Here is a 16,804-nt window from a genome sequence, read left to right as displayed (position 1 = left end):
GTCTGCCGGTTCAGTGTTTGCTGATCTGCAGGCTCAGCTGTCCTTCGTCATCGAGGGCCGAGGTGAAGAACGGGCCAGCTGCTGTTGGAGTTTGGTCAGCCAGGATGCGGGTGCGGCGGAACGAACGGCCGTCTGCGAAGTCCGCGGACAGCTCTAGGGTTCCTGCTGGCAGCAGCTGCAGTTCGGACAGGGGAATGTGCGCGCGAAGAGTCGTTCCGTCAAAATCAGCCGGGGTGCGGCCGTAGTAGGTTGTGCCCGTCAGGCACCATGACACGTAGGTGTGGGCGGTCTGCTCCCAGGGGTGGTCTTCAACGGATGCTTCGATTGCGACGCCGGTGTCTGTGACTGTCAGCGAGGTCAGGTTCGCGATGGCCTGCGAGCGTTGAAATGGATCGAATGAACAGCCGCGGAACATGGCCGCCCATTTTTCGACGATGGTGGCTTCGTAGAAGTCTTGTGCCCGCTTAATGGCGTTGCGGCGCATGGTGGTGAGTTCGGCATCGTCCATTGTGGTTATCCGGATGATTGCCTGGGTGAGGGCCTCAATGTCGCCATCGGGTACGAGGAAGCCGTCCACTCCGTCGGTGATGATGTCACTCGGACCGTATTTGATGTCGTAGGCAATCGGAATGCAGCCGGCTGACATGCTTTCGAGGATCACCAACGGTTGGCCTTCCTGAGCGCTGGTCAGAAGGCTGAACGAGGCATCGTGGAAGTGCTCTTTGGCGTTGCTGACATAACCGCGCAGGGTGATGTGCCCGCCCCCGCTGTTGGCGTCGATCTGCTGGGCGAGTTTGCTGTGCATATCGCCATCACCGCAGATATCCAGCTGCAGTCGTGGTGCGCTGGCACATGCTGCAGTCACAGCACGGATAGCGTGGTCGATCCTTTTGCCCTTGGTGAGTCGGGCCAGCATGAGACCGTGTGTCTTGGTGCGGGGCTTCTTGGCGTTGCCCTTGAGATTGCGAATCAGGTTGGGCATAACGGTGAGGTTGCCGGAGGACAAATGGTGCTCGAGCATGTCTCGCTGTTGGGCGTGGGTCAGCGTGATTGCCCGGTCGAAACGGTCAAGGTTGCGCAGGATCTTGAACTTGCCGCGGATCAGCCTGCGCGCATCGGTTTTGTGGTTCTCGAGGAAATTGCTGTGCATCGCAGTGCAGAAGATGACGTTCTTTTTCCTATAGGTGCTGAAGAGGGACCCCGCATAGGACGAATCGACGATGACATAGCTGGGCTTATTTCCGAAGACAGCGTTGAGCCATGCCTTGTAGAAAGCGGTGGCGGTACGCCACTGGCCGATGATTTCCCCCTGTGAGTTCAGGAGGGTCAACAGGCGTCCGCCCTTGGTGCCGCGGGTTTTTGTGTCTTGGCGGTCGATGACCAGCAGGTTGCCCCCTGCGCTGTAATGGTCAGTCTGCAGAACTGTGCCAACATCATCGGTTCGCTGCTCGCATGCCTCGCCCGACGTGCGGGGGAGGGCGTCGTCGACCGCTTCCGGTACGGGCTGAGCTGTGCCCTTCATGCGAGCAAGTTCGTCATCTGACCATTGGCTGAGGTCTTCCCAGACGTTGCGCAGGGAAACGCGCTTATCCAGTCGGCCTTCAGCTTTGAGGGCTCGTTCACGTTCTTCGCCGCTGTTGTCACGCGAAAATGTGAGGATCTCGACGGGGCGGTTGTCTCGGCGGGCAAATGCCGAGGACCGCTCCAACGCGACTGAGGTCATCCCGCCAAAGGTCTCGGGAATGGCCCACAGCATGGTGTAGTAGTTGCCAGCAGGAAGAATGCCCTTGGGCTCAGAGCGGAGCAGGGCGGGGATTATGCGGCGCACACGCCGAGGCAGTGACGAGTTCATCAACAGCCACTCTATTGCGCAGCCGCTGAGTGGAAACTCAGGAATGCCCTGCCGCTGCTGTGGTAAACGGCACCCGCTCGGCGGACGTCTGGGCACGACTTCGCGAGACCTCTGGGGTATCGTCTATATGATCTTCAAGTTAACTCCAAGTTAAGCGAGGGCTGTTTCATGCGCCGTGTCATCACCTACGGCACCTTTGATTTGCTGCACTACGGCCACATCCGACTGCTGCAACGCTGCAAGGCACAGGGTGACTACCTTGTCGTTGCCCTGTCCACTGACGAATTCAACGCCGGCAAGGGCAAGAAGTCCTATTTTTCGTGGGACGACCGCAAGAACATGCTCGAAGCCATCCGCTTTGTCGACCTGGTCATCCCCGAGAACACGTGGGAACAGAAGCGGACAGACATCGAGAAGTACCACATCGACACCTTCGTCATGGGCGATGACTGGGAAGGCAAGTTCGACGACCTCAAAGACCTGTGCGACGTGGTCTATCTGCCGCGCACACCGGAAATCTCAACCACCAAGATCAAGGGTGATCTCAGCCAGTGAGCTCCAGCTATCCTGCTGGGGTGCTACCTAGCCTTTAGACATGAGCGAAGCACACTCTGACCGTCCTAGGAATCCGACGCTGGAACAGCTGCGAGCTGTTGCCCAGCCGCCGGAAGTGCGTGCGCGCAAAAACGCCGAGCACTGGACAGCGGAACTGTACCTGCGGCACATCTCCATTTATCTGACTGCGCTGCTGGTGCGCACGCCGATTACCGCCAACGGCGTAACAGGGCTGATGATCCTGTCGGGGTGGGCGATCGGCTTTGCTCTGCTCATCCCGGGCATCTGGGGAGCGCTGCTGGCTCTTTTCTTTTCGCAGCTGCAGCTGTACTTCGACTGCTGTGACGGCGAAGTCGCACGTTGGCGCGGCACTCGCAGCGCGAAGGGAGTTTTCCTCGACGCGGTAGGCCACTACACGACAGAAGGTTTTGTCGCCTTCATGCTGGGCGTGCGAGCAGTCAGCGATCTGGGTCTGCTGAAGTCTGATCCCGGTTTCGCCTACCCCTACTTGGTGGCCGGGGGAGTAGTCGCATCGCTCGTGCTGCTGAACAAAGCACTCAACAGCCTGGTCCACATGAGCCGAGCTTTCAACGGCTTGGACAAACTGGAAGACTCCGCTGCCGCAACTGCCGTCACCCATGGCGGTCTTGCCCGTGTGAAACAGCTTGCTCGGTTTGTGCCGTTCCATCGCATCTGGCATTCGGTTGAAATGTCGATGCTGGCTGTTGTCGCGAGCGTGGTTTCGCTCATTGTGGTTGCAGCCGGCGGCCCGGAGCTCGCCGGTGAACGTTGGATGATTCTGGCGATGGTGCCGCTTGCCGCGCTTTCCGTGGTAGGGCACTTCGTGTCGATCTGGTTTTCCCGAAGGTTGGGCTGATGGAAGTATTCGATTACGGCGTTGTCATCCTCACCATGGGCAAAAGGACGGACGACCTCAAACGGGGCATTGACTCGCTGTTGGCCCAGCGGAACGTCAATCTTGACGTTGTGTGCGTGGGCAACGGCTGGGACCCCGTGGGCCTGCCAGACGAAGTCAGAACCCACATGCTGCCCGAAAACGTTGGGATTCCCGCCGGGCGCAATGCCGGTGTTCCGCTGGTCAAAGGCGAGTTCCTGTTTTTCCTCGACGATGATGCATGGCTGCCCGACCAGGACACCCTGTGGAGGATGGCGCAGTACATGCGCGAAAACCCGAATGTGGGAATGGTGCAGCCCCGTGTGGTCGACCCTGAGAACCCCAACGCGCCCAAGCGCTGGATCCCGCGCCTGCGCAAAAGGTCGGCAAGCCATTCGTCGAACGTGTTCTCCGTGTGGGAAGGCGCTATCGGCATGCAGAGGAAGGCATTCGACGAATGCGGGGGCTGGCCGGGATCGTTTTGGTACGCCCACGAAGGAATCGAACTGGCCTGGCGAGTATGGGATGCAGGCTATGACGTGTGGTACATGGGCGACCTTGCAGTAGCCCACCCCGTGATCGACCCGAAGCGCCACGACGAATACTTCTACATGAACGCCCGCAACAGGGTGTGGCTGGCCCGCAGGAACCTGCCCTGGCCCTTCAGCTGGGCCTATGTGGGCTCATGGACGGGAGTTCAGGTTCTCCGGTGGGCACGCAAACCTGAACAGCTCAAACCGTGGTTCAAGGGCTGGGTTGACGGTTGGCGGGACGACCCGTGGGACGGCGAAGAAGACGAAGCTAAACTCAGCAAACGCGGAGTCCTGCGCATGAGCTTCAAAGGACGCCCGCCGGTTATCTGATGGGTGAGGGTTTAGCCTAGTGCTGCCGCCCGCCTTCGGACGGCGTCTTAGCTGTTGTCCTCGCTGGCTTCAGCTGCTGACACCATGTAGGCCTGATCGATGTTCTGGGCTTCACGTTCGGCAATCAGCCGTTCAACGGTCGAAATGAAAGCCTGCTTCGATTCGCCGACCCCGTGGCTGCCGAAGTACAGAGCACGTGCTTCGGCACGGGCTTCTGCATTGCCGCCACTGGCCAATTCAGTTTCGATCATTGTCTGAAGGCCATTGACAGTTGAATCGTCGATGATGGGCACACTGGATGCGATGGGGGACTCGTCGATGAGCTTTTCGCGGTTTGTGCGGCGGTCAGTCAGCAGGAGCGGGCTGTCTGCTTTGAGGTAGAGGAAGTCCAAGCCAACGCTGGAGATGTCGGTGATCATGAGGTCAACATCCTCGAACATGGCAAGGATGTTGCCGTCGGTCAAGACCAAGTGCTCTCCGCCGCCAGCATTGGCTTTTTCGATCAGCTCGAGGATCATGGCGTGCCCGCCCTGCATGCCCTCGTCGTGCGCACCAGCCACACGCGGGTGCGGCTTGTAGACAAGGCGAGTGTTCGGTGTTGCCAGAGCAGCCGCAACGATGGCCGGGCCGAAGCAGTCGACTGAGGTGTAGTTGTTGTTGTCGTTTTCGCCTTCCCACGTGGGGGCATACATGATGGTGCGCTTATCGCTGGCTGGAAGTTCGGGTTCGTAGTCGAGGTCAAGCTGAGGCCTGCCGACCTCAATGAGTTTGGATTCGTCAAAATCAACGAGTGCACGTTGGTGCCTGCGCAATGCAGCCGGGCCGGCCGTGAAGACAGCGTCGTATGCCTTGGCTTGGTTTGAAACCATGGACAGCTTGTCAGATTCACCGTGATTGATGTGCACGTGCACCGCGGGAGCAAAACTCAGCACCTGGAAGTTCGATTGCCCGTTGTTGACATACAGGATGAGCTTCGGCTGGTGCTCTTCTACGTACGTCATCATGTCGTCGAAAGACTGCCGGAAGACAATGGGCAGGGATGTGCAGTCAGCGGTTTCCTGGATTGAGGAAGGGCGGCGAAGAAAAACTGCAGTTGGGACAGCTCTGTTCAGCTCTTCGAGTACGGGAAGCCACTGTTGAAGCTGGTAGAGCTTTGAGTGAGTGTCGCCGAAGTAAACGAGAGCCTTGGCGCCCGGTGCGGCGCTGTCTGCGAACTCGCGGGCAGTCAGCGTGAAGTCGCGCGTGCCGCGTATACGCTGGCTGGTGGCCTTCCAAGCGCGCGATCGCAGGACTGCGAGAATGGCGTTTCGTACAAGCTGGCGCACACGTCCTCCTGGGGATAGAGCAGATCGGGCACATTCTACTGGCGGCTTGAGTGGTGCTGGAGCACTGTATCCACAGCCGGCGTTGCAGAAAATGCGCCTCGCCGCTCGGCTATACGGTCGCGAAAGCTGCCGCCTCGGTACAATACACGGTTAGTGATGCTGAACGTACAGCAAATCGTAAGTGAACAGAAGGGCGCAATGAAGCAGGCAGTACGGAAAATCCTGGGGCGTGCAGTAAAGCGTGTGCCGGCAGAAACAAGGCGCAGAGTTCGCGACGGCGTTCACCCAGCGCTGCGGCAGCGAATCGTGACGCTTTTGGCAGGATCTCAGTCTGGCAAACCCAAGCTGTCGGTCATCGTACCCGTCTACAACGTAGAACCGTATATTGCCAAATGCCTGAACAGTCTGATTCAGCAAACCTACCGGAACTTGGAAATCATCGTTGTTGATGACGGAAGCCCTGACAATTCGGCAGCGATCGCTCGCCAATACGCTCGATGGGACAACCGTGTCAAGGTGATCAGCAAGGTCAACGGCGGGCTTGGAGCTGCTCGCAACACTGGTCTTGAACACGTGACCGGCGAGTATCTGACGTTTGTCGATTCTGACGATCGTATCCCGCGTGACGCGTACCAAGTGATGATGCGCACTATACGGCGCACTGGCTCCGACATGGTCAGCGGTGGAGTGTACCGGCAGAAGGGGACAAAGGTCTGGCTCTCTGCGTGGACAAAAAAGTTCCATTCGGAAGACCGGCTCAGCATCACCATTGATGATTTCCCGGAAATCTTCGAAGACGCCATGGCCTGCAACAAGATCTTTTCCATGGAGTTCTTTCAGCGGGCCGTCGGAGAATTCCCTGTCGGCATTCGCTACGAGGACCAGGAACCAATGGCGAAGGCGTACTTGCGGGCGCGATCTTTTGATGTTCTTCGGCACCCGGTCTACTACTGGCTGCTCCGCGATGACGGTTCGTCCATTACCCAAGGTAAAGAAAACATTGATGACCTTACAGACCGGCTGACAGTGCTTGAAGCCGGGACACAACACGTATTCAGCGAAGGCTCAGACGTTGCGCGCCGTGGGTGGTTCAAAAAGGTCTTGACCGGTGATCTGATTCAGTACCTGCACGTAGCGCAGAGAACCGGGCAAGAATACTGGGACGTTTTCAGCGGTGGACTGAAGAAGATTGTCGCCCTCAGCGGAGACGATCTGTGGAGTGACCTCCCGTTTTGGCTCAGGTTGCCCATGTGGCTTGCTGTCCATAAAGGGAGGAGTGAGGCATTTGCCGCGGTGCTCTGGCGCAGTGAGCATGGAACCGGACTCAACCTCAAGTCAACTGACGCTGGGTTTGTGGTTGACGGCGCAGACTTCGAAGAAGCGTTTGGCACCGTTCCATCAGAGATACTTCAGGTCGCACCGGACTCCGTTGTACTCAATTGTGCTGTTAACCGGGTCGAATGGGTAACCGGTTCGGTCGTTGAGATCGCCGGGCACGCGCACTGTGATCACCTGTTCAACGGCAGCGAAGTGACGCCCCGCCTGCTTTTGGTTAGCAAGTCCGGTGACCGGGAAATCGAACTCTCCGCCGATCGCACGCAACCGCTGCTTCTTCATCCTTTCAAGTCTCAGCTGGTTGCGCCGACAAAGGCTGCCTACTCGGTGCGAATCAACACAGAGACCTTTGATGCGATCGAAGAGTGGCGCCTCATCGCTCGAGTTTCCGTCAACGACATCGATATTGACCACCCCGTTGGGGCACTCGACCAAGCAAAGGCAGCTGCTGATCCTGGATTTTCGGATGTGCGAGATGGCCGGCGCTGGATTCTTGAGCCAGCCCCGGACGGCAACTTGTGGTTCAAACCCCAACAGGTGACGCTGTCGGCAGAGATTGAAGAAGTCGGCGGCCGTCGATTCGCTGTGGTCACACGCGGCGACCGTGCGGCAGACTTCAATAGACTGCGGATCTACAATCGCCGTTCATCGCACGAACTTGTGGTTGCAGGCCAGCCCACGCCCGATGGAAGTTGCCGGTTTGAGTTTGAACTGCCGACGCTTGGCGGGTCTTTAGCCGAAAAGAACACTGACAACGCATGGACGCTTCGCGCAGTCAACGGCAAAAAGCAGATGCCGTTGAAGCCGCATCTCGGATACAGCGGGGTCCGGAGCTTTCTAGACGCTGGGGCTGTCCATGCCGGTGTCACGACTGCCGGGAACCTCAAAATCCATGAAAACCCGTGGTTCGTTATGGCCGACTCTTACGCCATTGATTCGGACAGCGGTCATACGCGAATCAGCATCAACGGTCGCTTCGAACTGCCGACCGGGTGGAGCCCCTCCGCTCTGGAGCTGTGCTCCGAAACCAAGACGGTTGCTCATGCAGATGTCGAATGGGCTGCGGGAGAATTTTCTGCCACTGTCAACCTGACCTCTCAAGACTGGTTTGACAACACCGTGCCTCTGCCTGCGGGCGGGTATCACTTCAAAGTCGAAGGAACTGACAGTCGCACTGGGCACACCGCGCGCAAGTGGCTCCGGTTGTCAGATTCGGCAGCTATGTCATTGCCCGGATTGTCTGATGATGCGACGCCTGCCGTCGTCATCACCCGCACAGTCAAAACTCGGTCGCTGTGGTTGCGACTCACACCGCCGGTTAAGTTTGCGGAACGGAGCGCGTATAACCGGGCTCGGGTTATCGAGGACGCTGTTCGCGCCCACGCCGACAGACCACTGGAGAAAGCTATCCTGTTCGAATCTTTCTTCGGAAGACGAGCGGGGGATATTCCAGAGCCCCTGTACTTCGAACTTCGCAAGCGTCTGCCGGATTGGAAATTCTATTGGTCGAACGCGCAGGAGAGCTTCGAAAGCCCCGAGGGCACTGAAACCGTTGTCACCCACTCCGAAAAGTACATCAGGGCCCTGTTCACCAGTCAGATCATCGTCAATAACTGCGAATTCCCGGCGTACTTCCGAAAGCAGCCAGGACAGCTGTACGTGCAGACGTGGCATGGAACTCCACTCAAAATGATTGGGGCAGACGTTCACAGCGCGGGACTGTCTCCTGAGTACCGTGCAAAGGTGCGACGCGAAACGCAGTATTGGGACATTCTGTTGGCCCAGTCTGATTTTGCCGCCGAGAAGTTTGAGTCAGCCTTTTCGTCACACGCCCGGACTATTGTTGATGGATACCCGCGCGTGGATGTGCTTGTGGACCCTGAGCGGATGCGTGCAGCGCGCGCAGCAACCCGGGCGAACCTGGGACTGAGTGATGATGACATCTTCGTCCTCTATGCACCGACCTTCCGTGATGCGTCGAAAAAGGCCGGTGTTGGATACCACCTGGACATTGCCATTGACTTTGAGCGTTTAAAGCAGGCGCTGCCTGGCAATGTTCGCCTGGGACTTCGAGCGCACTCAAATGTCAGGGCCATGCAGTTGGCCGGTGACGAATTCGTCATTGATGTCACCGAATTTCCCGACGCGCAAACGCTTCTCGCGGCTACCGACGTGCTGGTTGCTGACTATTCGTCCATCATGTTCGACTTCGCAGCGACCCGCCGACCGATGGTGTTCTTCGCCCCGGACCTAGAGGACTACTTGGAGAAGAGCCGCGGCATGTACTTGGACTACGAGTCAACCGTCCCAGGCCCGCTGGTGCGCACGACGGCCGAACTGGCGGACGCATTGAACACTGTCATTGAGAAGGGATCAGAGGCATACGGGGCTAAGTACGCGGAGTTTGTGGCTGATTACCTGCCCCACGAGGATGGGCACTCGGCCGAACGCATTGCCGATGAAATCGTCCGTGCCGCCCGGTCACAGGAGAACTGAAAACATACTGGTCCGCTGAGCTTCTGCTAGGGGAGGCGCTGACTTCACGTCAGCGCCTCCTTCTGTATTCAGGCTCGGAAAATGCAGGGCAGCGATCCCCGCCTGCGAATCATTGCGCTCACCCTCTTCAGTGAGACACTGGTCTCATGACTGTTGATCAGGAGATTGCACGCAAGGCTCAGATTGAGCGCATCGACTCAATTGCTCAGGCAGTCGGGCTCAGCGCTGATGACATCATTCCCTACGGCCATTACAAAGCGAAAGTCCCCGCACCTGACGTTGTGCAGCGCGGAAACAGTACCGATCTCGGCAAGCTCATCCTGGTCACCGCCATGAGCCCAACGCCGGCGGGCGAAGGCAAGACAACCACGAGCATCGGCCTGGCCGACGGCATCAACCAGCTGGCCCAGCAGGAGAACTGGGACGTCCCAGACGGCAAACAGCCTGCCGTGCTTGCCCTGCGCGAACCATCCCTGGGCCCTGTGTTCGGAATGAAAGGCGGCGCAGCCGGCGGCGGATACGCGCAAGTGCTGCCCATGGAAGACATCAACCTGCACTTCACCGGCGACTTCAACGCCATCGCCCTTGCCAACAACCTCGCGGCAGCTGTTCTCGACAACCACCTGCAGCACGGCAACGAACTCGGCATCGACCCGCGCCGGGTTGAAATCCGCCGCGTAGTCGACCTCAATGACCGTGCCCTGCGCCAAATCGCCATAGGCCTGGGCGGCTTCACCGGGGGCATGCCCCGCGAAGACGCCTTCGACATCGTCGTTGCCAGCGAAGTCATGGCAGTGTTCTGCCTGGCCACCTCCATCAAAGACCTCAAAGACCGGCTGGGCCGCATTGTCGTAGCCCGCACCTTCAGCAAAAAGCCCGTCACAGTCGCCGACCTCGGCGTGCAGGGCTCCATGGCAGCCCTCCTTGCTGAAGCACTCTCACCCAATCTGGTGCAGTCCATCGAACACACCCCGGCGTTCGTCCACGGCGGCCCCTTTGCCAACATCGCCCACGGCTGCAACAGCGTGCTCGCCACAACGGCAGCAATGACCCACGGCCAGTACGCAATCACAGAAGCCGGCTTCGGTGCAGATCTTGGGGCCGAAAAGTTCCTCGACATCAAATGCCGAACCGCGGGAATCTTCCCCAGCGCGGCAGTAGTCGTCGCCACCGTCCGCGCCCTCAAATACCACGGGGGAGTGGCCAAAGCTGACCTCGAAGCCGAAGACATTGACGCCCTCAAAGCCGGGCTTCCCAACCTGCGCAAACACCTGAACAACCTGCGTGAGGTCTACGGCATCCCCACTGTCGTAGCCGTCAACCGCTTCCCCACAGACACCGACGCGGAACTTAAAGCGCTGAAAACAGAACTCGACGGCACCGCCACGGTCGCCATTGCCGAACACTGGGCCAAAGGCGGCGCCGGTGCAATCGAGCTTGCACAAGCAGTCATCGCAGCCGCCGACGGCAGCCAGCCGCAGCCGAAATTCGCCTACGAACTCGACCAGCCGCTGGAAGCCAAAATCGAGGCGATCGCCACGCGCATCTACAACGCCGACGGCATCGACGTACCCGCCAAGGTCAAGCGCAAACTCGACATGTTCACCGCCGACGGCTACGGCGACCTGCCGGTGTGCATCGCCAAAACCCAGTACTCGTTCAGCACCGACGCGGCCCGCCTGGGTGCACCCACCGGCCACACCGTCACAGTGCGCGACGTGCGCCTGTCCGCAGGTGCGGGCTTCATAGTCGTCATCTGCGGTGACATCATGACCATGCCGGGCCTGCCTAAAAGACCGGCAGCACTGTCCATCGACGTCGACGATGACGGGGTCATCTCCGGCCTGTTCTAAGCCCACACGCCCGAGGCGGAGGTCCAGAACTCCCGCGGGTCACCGCGGAACTGGACCTCCGCCTCGTAAGAAGTGAGACAGCTCAGATCAGCGATGGTCCACCAGGCGGGCCAGCCAGTCGCCCACGCGCTGAATGATGACGACAACCGCCACCAGCAGCACAATGCAGGCAATCATGACATCGCCCTGATAGCGCTGGTAGCCATAGGAAATCGCCAAAGCACCCAAGCCTCCGCCGCCCACAGCCCCGGCCATCGCCGTGTATGACACCAGGTTGACCGCTGTGACCGTCGCCGCCGAAATCAAACCCGGCAGGGCTTCGGGAATCAGCACCTGACGGATGATCTGAAAATTCGTCGCACCCATCATCTGGACAGCTTCGATCTTGCCGCCGGCAACCTCGCGCAGAGCAGCCTCGACCAAGCGGGCAAAGAACGGAATGGCGCCGATTGCCAGCGGCACAACAGTCGCCTGCCAACCCAAAGCACTGCCGACCACAAAGCGGGTGAACGGGATGATCGCAATCATCAGAATGATGAACGGGATCGAACGGCCGAAATCCACAATCGCACTGACAATCCGGTGCACAGTCAGCTGTGGAGCCAGCGAACCCTTCGCTGTCACCCACAGCCAAATGCCCAACGGCAAGCCCAGCAGAACCGCAAACAGGGTAGAGAACGCCGTCATCTGCAGCGTCTCAATCGTCGCCGGAAGCAGATCCTTGGTGATCGCCGGGTTGTTCAGCCAACGCGGTTTGTCGCCGGCTGCAAGCACAACATCAGAAGCAAACATCAGCGAGCCTCCTTGCAGTAGATTCCGGCATCCGCCAGGGCCTGAGCCAAGCGCTGCGTAGCAGGGTCATCGGCCCCGCGCACACGCAGCCTGCCGACCTCCAAACCGTCAATCGTCTCAAGGGTTCCCGCCTGCACCTCGGCAATCGGAACACCAGCGGAATCCGCCAGCGCAAACAGCTCTGATGCCGACGTCCCAGCCAAACTGACTTCCAGAGTCCTGCGCTCCTCACCTTCCTGCGGCAAAGGCGCTGACGGCAGAGGAATGAGTTCCTTCGCCAAGGGCGATGAAGGGTCAGCCAGAATGTCGCGCAGACGGCCAGTCTTCATGTTCTTGCCGTCAGCCAGCAGAGTGACCGAGTCGCAGATTTCACGCACAACTGACATTTCGTGGGTGATGATGAGCACCGTGATGCCCAGTTCGTCACGCAGCTGGCGGATAAGCCCCAGAATCTGGGCGGTCGTGGTGGTGTCAAGGGCCGAGGTGGGCTCGTCACACAGCAGAATCTGCGGGTCGGCAGCCAGGGCGCGGGCAATGCCCACACGCTGACGCTGCCCACCCGACAGCTGCGCGGGGTAGCTGTTCCCGCGTCCTTCCAAGCCAACGCGGCCCAGCAGCGATTCCGCTTTTGCGAAAGCATCCTTCTTGGGCACACTGGCAACCAGCAGAGGGTGGGCAATGTTCTGCAGCGCAGTCTTCGCCGACAGCAGCTCAGCGTGCTGAAACACCATGCCGATATTGCGGCGGGCCTTCCTCAGCGCCGCCCCGCGCAGACCGGTCACATCGACCCCGTCGATTTCCACCGTCCCAGACGTGGGCCGCTCCAGCCCTGTCAGACAGCGGATGAGGGTCGACTTGCCAGCACCAGAACGACCGACAATGCCGTGAATGAGTCCGGCATCAACCCGCAGGTCAATGCCGTCTAAAGCCGTGGTGCCCGCGAATTCCTTCGTCAGGCCAGTCAGAGTGATCACCCGGCAGTTTCCTTTCCGTGGGGATAAGCCGCTGTGCGAAACACGCGAGGGAGTCCAAACGCCGCACACCTTCGATGTGCGGAGCATTCGGCGCCGAAACACAGGCGGCAAAGAAAGTGTGACACCAGATGACTATCCCGGCTATCCGGCCCGTCATAAAGCGTCGTGAAGCACGTTGGCGCGGATTTTCACTAAGATGACCCCGATGGTGAGGAAATACCGCGGCGAAATTCAAGCCCTGCGAACAATCGCAGTGCTCGCCGTCGTCATCTACCACATCAACCCGAACTGGCTGCCCGGCGGATTCATCGGCGTGGACGTGTTCTTCGTCATCTCCGGCTACCTCATCACCACGGGGCTGCTGCGCCGCGTAGCCGAACACGGCAGAATCTCCGCAGCTGACTTCTGGGCCAACCGGGCCCGCCGAATACTGCCTGCGGCAACGCTGACCATCATCACGGTGACCATCGCGTCGCTGTTCATTCTGCCGCGCTCACAGTTTCCCACCCTGAGCCTGCAGGCAGTCGCCTCCGGCTTCTACATTCAGAACTACGCACTTGCCAGACAGTCGGTTGACTACTTGGCCGCCGACACAGCCCCCACACCCTTCCAGCACTTCTGGTCCCTGTCGATCGAAGAGCAGTTCTACATCTTCTGGCCCATGCTGGTAGTCGCCGCATGGCACATAGCTCAGCGCATCCGCTGGGCCAGCCCCACCGACGACATCCGCCACCGACGCCGCGTCAGAGTGGCAGCCACAGTGCTGTTCTTCGCTGTAGTCGGAGGGTCCTTCGCATACAGCGTCTACATCACCGCACACAACCCCACCAGCGCCTACTTCTACACCCTGTCACGCGTGTGGGAACTGGGAGTCGGCGGCATCCTCGCCGTCTACCTGGGCGACCCCGTGAAATTCCCCCGCACCCGCAAATGGCTGGCACTGACCGGCACGCTCACAATCCTCGCCTGCGCCTTTGCATATTCCGGCGACATTCCCTTCCCCGGTCTGACCGCCCTCGTGCCGGTGGCGGCAACCGCCGCAGTGATCACCGCAGGCCACACCACCGGTTGGGGGTCCCCACAGCGAATCTTCGAACTGTGGCCCGTGCAGAGAATCGGCGACTGGTCCTATTCCATGTACCTGTGGCACTTTCCGATCATCGTCTTCTTCGAAGCGCTCGCAGGGCGCAAAGCAACAGTGCTCGAAGCGGTCATCATTGTGCTGGCCTCTATACTCATCGCCGGATTCAGCTTCTACCTGTTCGAAAAGCCGATCCTGCACTCACCGACCATGCGCCGCTCATCTCCGCTGACCCTGGCCGGAGCGCTCGTGGCCGTCACCGCCGCGGTGGGCATCGGCACCGTGCCGCACGCTCTGGTCAAAATGGACGAGGCGAAAGCCGCCGCCGCTGAAGCTCAGGTCTTCGACCCGCCGGAACTGACTGCCGCCGGTGAATTCGGGCCGGGATTCAAGTCCCTGCGGACCACCATGTACGAACCGGTCTACCAAGCCCAGCCCATCAAACCGGGACTGGGCTCGATCAGCGAAAACCACCCCACATTCGACGGGTGCGGAGACGTTCCCGCTCTCGGCACCTCGGCAAACACCCCACCGTGCACTGCCGGAGACAGCAGCGGAACCAAAACACTCGTTGTGGCAGGTGACTCCCACGCGGTGCAGTGGGTGCCGGCATTTGAAGAAGCACTGGGCCGTCAGGGGTGGAAGATCGTCGTCATAGCGCGTGAAAACTGCCCGCTGAACCCCCAACCGCGCACTTTCGAGCAGCAGGAAAGCGGCTTTGTCTGCTCACAGGCCGTGCCGGACATGCTCACCAGCATTCAAAAGCAGAAGCCAGACGCCATCGTGATCACCAACCGCCGCTACGACGACTTCGCCGGCGGGCAGTCCAATGCCCAGCGCGGCTACGAAGAGGTCTTCGAGCAGCTGTCCGACACCGGAGCGAAGATCATTGCGCTGGGCGATTCTCCCGAAGCAGCGAACGAGGAGAACATGGCCGACTGCGTGGCCGCAGCCGGTGACGACACCAGCGCCTGTGACTTCCCACGGCCAGGGCAGGCAGAAGAGAAGTCCAACCGGGCGCTGCGCGGGGCCGCAGACAAAGCCGGTGACAGCGTCGACTACGCAGACACCCTCGACGCCTTCTGCACCGACACCACCTGCCCGGCGGTCATTGGGTCTCGCGCCGTCTACCGTGACTCCAACCACATCACAGCGGAGTATGCGACCACACTCGACAGCTATATCAGCCGTGATGTCGTTCCGCTGATCACAACTGCAGAATAAAAGCGTTTCTGCACCGCCGCACCAGGCGCATGCGGCTACCATTGCTCTGGATACAGTCCCCTCAAACCTGTGAAGCTGAGAGTGCAAGAGAACAATCCCTTCGGCTCGCGCCGCATCGCCGCCATCGTCCCGTGCCACAACGAAGAGCTGACGGTCGGGAAAGTCGTCACCGACCTGCGCGCCGCCCTGCCCGGCGCGGCAGTCTACGTCTACGCCAACAACTGCTCCGACAACACTGCCGAAGTCGCACGGGAAGCAGGCGCTGCCGTGCGCTTCGAAGACCGGCCCGGCAAAGGCAATGTCATCCGGCGGGCTTTCGCTGACATCGAAGCGGACATCTACCTGATCATCGACGGTGACGACACCTACGAAGCCGCAGACGCCCCCGGCATGGTCCAGACGATGATCGACGGGAACTACGACCACGTGCTCGGGGTGCGCACCCCCGCCGATTCATCTGCGTACAGGCCCGGCCACGAAAGCGGCAACCGAGCGTTCAACGTTCTGACCAGCTGGACGTTCCGCGACAAGGTCACTGACATGCTGTCGGGCTTCCGGGTGTTCTCACGCCGGTTCGTCAAATCCTTCCCCGCCGTCAGTCGGCACTTCGAAATCGAAACCGAACTCACGGTGCACACCATGTCGCTGCGACTGCCCAACGCCGAATACCCGGTGGGCTTTCGCGACCGTCCGGAAGGCAGCTTCTCGAAACTGTCCACCGTCAAAGACGGATTCAGAATCCTCGGCCTGATCACCCAGCTGACCGCCCACGAAAGGCCCCGGCTGTTCTACGGCGGTCTGACCGTTCTGTTTGCCCTCATTTCGCTCATCCTGGGCCTTCCCGTGGTGTGGGAGTACTTCCAAACCGGCTACGTGCCGCGCCTGCCCACCGCGCTGCTGTCAGCAGGCTGCATGATCCTTGCGTTCCTCATGGGATCGGTGGGAATCATCATGGACGGTGTGCGCCGAGCCCGCCGAGAGACCTCCCGCCTGCACTACCTGGCACTGCCGGCGCCCGGAAATGAGTGAGAGTCGGCACAGCTCGCTGATCAAGGAGGCGCTGCAGTTTCTGACCGTCGGCGGCATCAGCTACATTGTCGATGTGGGGCTGTCCAACCTCCTGGTGTACGGCCTGTGGGCAGTGCCCGCACTCCTGCACGACGGCCCCATCAAAGCGAAGATCATTTCGACTATCGCGTCCGTCATCGTCGCCTGGATGGGCAATAAGCTGTGGACCTACGGGGACAGGGAGACCGGCTCAAACCTGCGCGGTTTTGTGCTGTTCGTCCTAGTCAACGGCGCCGGCATGATCATCACCGTGCTGCCGCTGGCCTTCACCTGGTACGTGCTGGGACTGCGCGGCCCCATTGCCTACAACATTTCGACGAACATCGTCGGCATCGGCCTGGCCATGGTGTTCCGCTTCTACGCCTACCGAACCTGGGTCTTTCGCGACACGCGCGAAGTTCTTGACGGCCCTGCGTCCTGACCTGTAAGCACGCACCACCGGTTTGGGTGAGTGCGCGCGCAGCTCTGCGCGCAGAGTCGGCCAGGACTGA

Annotated in this window: 12 protein-coding genes; 8 read left to right on the top strand and 4 right to left on the bottom strand. The window is 60.0% G+C overall.

The annotated features are described in order from the left end of the window. Positions 1–10 precede the first annotated feature (10 nt). Positions 11–1,852, bottom strand: a complete 1,842-nt coding sequence (locus tag HMPREF2757_RS07120; protein ID WP_083304166.1) for a glycosyltransferase — start codon at positions 1,850–1,852, stop codon at positions 11–13. 168 nt (positions 1,853–2,020) lie between these two features. Between HMPREF2757_RS07120 and tagD the strand changes: the two genes are divergently transcribed. The 3 genes from tagD to HMPREF2757_RS07105 are packed head-to-tail and all read left to right on the top strand — an operon-like array spanning position 2,021 to position 4,165. Next, entirely contained in the window at positions 2,021–2,407 is a 387-nt protein-coding gene (gene tagD / locus HMPREF2757_RS07115) for a glycerol-3-phosphate cytidylyltransferase (RefSeq protein WP_070574670.1), read from the top strand. A gap of 40 nt (positions 2,408–2,447) precedes the next feature. After that, positions 2,448–3,284 carry a CDP-alcohol phosphatidyltransferase family protein gene (locus HMPREF2757_RS07110; protein ID WP_070574668.1) on the top strand — a complete coding sequence of 279 codons (837 nt, stop codon included), beginning with the start codon at positions 2,448–2,450 and terminating at the stop codon, positions 3,282–3,284. After that, complete coding sequence (locus HMPREF2757_RS07105; protein ID WP_070574666.1) at positions 3,284–4,165, top strand: glycosyltransferase family 2 protein; 882 nt, start codon at positions 3,284–3,286, stop codon at positions 4,163–4,165. Before HMPREF2757_RS07110 ends, HMPREF2757_RS07105 begins: the two co-directional genes overlap by 1 nt. Before the next feature lie 47 nt (positions 4,166–4,212). Here the strand turns inward: HMPREF2757_RS07105 and HMPREF2757_RS07100 are convergent, their stop codons facing one another. After that, positions 4,213–5,490, bottom strand: a complete 1,278-nt coding sequence (locus HMPREF2757_RS07100; protein ID WP_083304165.1) for a CDP-glycerol glycerophosphotransferase family protein — start codon at positions 5,488–5,490, stop codon at positions 4,213–4,215. Between the two features lie 243 nt (positions 5,491–5,733). On the opposite strand from HMPREF2757_RS07100, the gene HMPREF2757_RS07095 reads away from it, so the two are divergent. Further along, positions 5,734–9,321 carry a bifunctional glycosyltransferase/CDP-glycerol:glycerophosphate glycerophosphotransferase gene (locus HMPREF2757_RS07095; protein WP_176745907.1) on the top strand — a complete coding sequence of 1,196 codons (3,588 nt, stop codon included), beginning with the start codon at positions 5,734–5,736 and terminating at the stop codon, positions 9,319–9,321. A gap of 146 nt (positions 9,322–9,467) precedes the next feature. Continuing rightward, on the top strand, positions 9,468–11,174 hold the full coding sequence (locus HMPREF2757_RS07090) for a formate--tetrahydrofolate ligase (protein WP_070574663.1): 1,707 nt from the start codon (positions 9,468–9,470) through the stop codon (positions 11,172–11,174). 87 nt (positions 11,175–11,261) lie between these two features. On the opposite strand, the gene HMPREF2757_RS07085 is transcribed toward HMPREF2757_RS07090, so the two are convergent. Together HMPREF2757_RS07085 and HMPREF2757_RS07080 are read right to left on the bottom strand one after the other, a co-directional pair. Continuing rightward, entirely contained in the window at positions 11,262–11,966 is a 705-nt protein-coding gene (locus HMPREF2757_RS07085) for a methionine ABC transporter permease (RefSeq protein ID WP_070574660.1), read from the bottom strand. Beyond that, positions 11,966–12,940 (bottom strand): methionine ABC transporter ATP-binding protein, encoded by a 975-nt coding sequence (locus HMPREF2757_RS07080; RefSeq protein ID WP_070574658.1) that lies wholly within the window; start codon positions 12,938–12,940, stop codon positions 11,966–11,968. Before HMPREF2757_RS07080 ends, HMPREF2757_RS07085 begins: the two co-directional genes overlap by 1 nt. A 205-nt stretch (positions 12,941–13,145) precedes the next feature. On the opposite strand from HMPREF2757_RS07080, the gene HMPREF2757_RS07075 reads away from it, so the two are divergent. The 3 genes from HMPREF2757_RS07075 (at position 13,146) to HMPREF2757_RS11470 (ending at position 16,734) form a co-directional block, all read left to right on the top strand. Beyond that, positions 13,146–15,245: an acyltransferase family protein gene (locus HMPREF2757_RS07075; protein WP_070574656.1), complete on the top strand. Its 2,100-nt coding sequence runs from the start codon at positions 13,146–13,148 to the stop codon at positions 15,243–15,245. Positions 15,246–15,314: 69 nt separating this feature from the next. Then, entirely contained in the window at positions 15,315–16,274 is a 960-nt protein-coding gene (locus HMPREF2757_RS07070; protein WP_256278289.1) for a glycosyltransferase, read from the top strand. After that, positions 16,267–16,734 carry a GtrA family protein gene (locus HMPREF2757_RS11470; RefSeq protein ID WP_083304162.1) on the top strand — a complete coding sequence of 156 codons (468 nt, stop codon included), beginning with the start codon at positions 16,267–16,269 and terminating at the stop codon, positions 16,732–16,734. Before HMPREF2757_RS07070 ends, HMPREF2757_RS11470 begins: the two co-directional genes overlap by 8 nt. The last annotated feature ends 70 nt before the right edge of the window (positions 16,735–16,804 follow it).

Origin of the sequence: Brevibacterium sp. HMSC063G07 (assembly GCF_001810665.1) — a bacterium.
Lineage (GTDB): Bacteria > Actinomycetota > Actinomycetes > Actinomycetales > Brevibacteriaceae > Brevibacterium.
Note: the sequence above shows the minus strand (reverse complement) of the source record. Positions and strands in the feature narration are given on the sequence as shown.